Source organism: Dietzia sp. Cai40 (genome assembly GCF_014145165.1).
GTDB lineage: Bacteria > Actinomycetota > Actinomycetes > Mycobacteriales > Mycobacteriaceae > Dietzia > Dietzia natronolimnaea.
This window is the reverse complement of the sequence record NZ_JAALEB010000144.1, coordinates 1-1,407: the sequence shown is the minus strand read 5'-3', so window position 1 is coordinate 1,407 and position 1,407 is coordinate 1. Positions and strand designations below refer to the sequence as shown.

Sequence of the window (1,407 nt, the reverse complement as noted above, 5' to 3'; positions counted from 1 at the left end):
CGGGGTGCCGACTGCCGGGTGACGGGCTCGCCGTAGCGCCGGGCACCGGCGCTCGAGCGGCCGGGTGCGTCCGAGGCCGGGACCGGGCGCTCTGGGGTGTACGGGCGCGGGTCCGGGAGGGTGAACCAGCGACGCCGGCGTCGCTCCGGGGAGCTGAGGATCGCCGAGATCGCCTCGGGCTCGTGGCGGGCGCAGTTGGCGAGGAGACCGAGTGAGGCCAGGGTCACGACCGCCGAGGTGCCACCGTTGGAGATGAGGGGCAGCTGGAGGCCGGTGACCGGGAGCAGACCCACCACGTACCCGATGTTGATGAACGCCTGCAGCACGATCGTCGTGGTGATCGTGCCGGCCAGCAGGCGACGGAACGGGTCCGCTGACCGCAGCGCGACGCGCATGCCGGCCCACCCCAGCGCCAGGTACAGCGTGACGACCACGGCGGCGCCGAACCAGCCGAGCTCCTCCCCGATGATGGCGAAGATGAAGTCGTTGGTCGCCTCCGGGAGGTAGAACCACTTGGCGCTGGACTGCCCCAGGCCCACCCCGAACAGGCCGCCCTCGGCGAGCGAGAGCATCCCCTGATACGACTGGTAGGCCGAACCCTGGGGGTTCGAGAAGTCACCGACGAAGGTGTTGAAGAAGGTCCGGACGCGCTCGAAGCGGTAGGCGAACGTCACGGCGAGGACGCCGAACACGACGGTGCCGAACGCGATCACCCACACGAAGTGCCGGGTGGGGTACCCGGAGAACCACAGCACGCACAGGAATGCGATGGTCACCGCCGTGGCCATGCCGAGGTCGGGGGCGACGACGACGAGGGCGGCGACCACCCCGTACCCCACGATGGCCGGGAAGAGCAGGTCGAGCCAGTACCCGGTGCGGATGCGCTTGGCCACCACCGACGACGCCCAGATGATGAACGCGAACTTGGCGATCTCGGCGGGCTGGATCGCGAAGAAGCCGAGGTCGATCCACCCGCGGGAGCCGTTGATCTCCATGCCCACACCGGGGATCAGCACGGCGATGAGCAGACCGATGGACACCAGGAGCATCGGCAGCGCGGCAGCCCGCAGCAGCTCGAACCGCATGCGCAGGGCCACCACGAACCCCACCCAGCCGATCGTGACGAACACGGCCTGGCGCAGGAAGATGTCGAACGGCGTGCCGCCACCGGAGAAGGCGAGGACGTTGGAGCTCGACAGCACCATCCCCAGGCCGATCACGGTGAGCAGGGCGGTGACCACCATGACCACGTGGTACGAGGTCAGCGGCGCACGGTTGATCGCGGCCAGTGGCGCGGCGATGCGCCCCAACAGATCGGGCCGGGTCGCGGCGCCGGCCTCGTCGGCGTCGTCCCGGCGAGCGGGTTCGTGAAGTGCCATGCCCTACCTCCCGGCGACCCGGCCCACG

1 protein-coding gene is annotated in these 1,407 nt (G+C 70.1%); it reads right to left on the bottom strand.

Annotated elements, in window-relative coordinates; translation table 11 throughout:
* Nucleotides 1-1,379, bottom strand: a 1,379-nt coding sequence (gene ftsW, locus G6022_RS06290; RefSeq protein ID WP_182691199.1) for a putative lipid II flippase FtsW, incomplete at its 3' end; no start/stop codon positions are given.
* Nucleotides 1,380-1,407 lie beyond the last annotated feature (28 nt).